Below are 992 nucleotides of genomic sequence, written 5' to 3'. Positions count from 1 at the left end.
TGTACTGACCACGGACGTTGGTAGCGGCGTGTCGGGCTGACATGGCGAAGACCTCCGGGTGAAGTGCGAGCTGTCTAGGAACGCATTCACCTGCCGGAGGTCTTCGTGTCCCACCGTAATGCCCCGCTGTCAGAACTGGGTCGGTTGCGTCTGGCGCGGTGCGTCGTCGACGATGGCTGGCCGCTGCGCCGAGCCGCCGAACGATTCCAAGTGTCAGCGACCACCGCTAAACGGTGGGCCGACCGCTACCGCACTGTCGGCACCGCTGGGATGAGCGACCGGTCCAGCCGCCCGCACCGCAACCCGAACCGGACACCGACCCGCACCGAGCGCCGCATTATCAAGGTCCGGCTACTGCGCCGGTGGGGACCGGCCCGCATCGCCTACCTGCTCGGACTGCATCCCTCGACAGTGCACCGCGTCCTGGCCCGCTACCGGATGGCCAGACTGCGATGGCTCGACCGTGCCACCGCAGCACCGGTACGCCGCTACGAACACTGCGCACCGGGAGACCTGGTGCACGTCGACATCAAGAAACTCGGCAACATCCCCGACGGCGGCGGGCACCGTGTGGTCGGCCGCCGCGCCGGCGCCCGCAACCGCACCCGTACGCCCGGAAAAACACTGCGCAGCAACGGTAAAAGCCATGTCGGCTGCAGCTACCTGCACAACGCAGTCGATGACTACTCGCGACTGGCTTACAGCGAAATCCTGCCCGACGAACGCAAGGAAACCGCTGTCATGTTCTGGCGTCGTGCGCGAAAATACTTCGCTTCCAAGGGGATCGCCGTCAAACGAGTCCTCACTGACAACGGTTCCTGTTACATCTCACAGCTGTGGCAAGCCGAGCTGGCCGCGACCGGTATCACGCACAAACGCACACGGCCCTACCGGCCGCAGACCAACGGCAAGGTCGAACGGTTCAACCGCACCCTGCTCGAGGAATGGGCCTACGCCCGCCCCTACCGGTCCGAAACCGAACGCCGCGCCGC

The 992-nt window shown here is 65.7% G+C and carries 1 protein-coding gene; it reads left to right on the top strand.

Features of this window, described 5'->3' with window-relative positions; translation table 11 throughout:
• Positions 1–105: 105 nt before the first annotated feature.
• Positions 106–992 (top strand): IS481 family transposase (locus M8859_RS36670; RefSeq protein ID WP_249645680.1); only part of this gene is annotated, 887 nt, incomplete at its 3' end.

Source organism: Nocardia sputi, from assembly GCF_023501985.1.
Note: the sequence above shows the minus strand (reverse complement) of the source record. Positions and strands in the feature narration are given on the sequence as shown.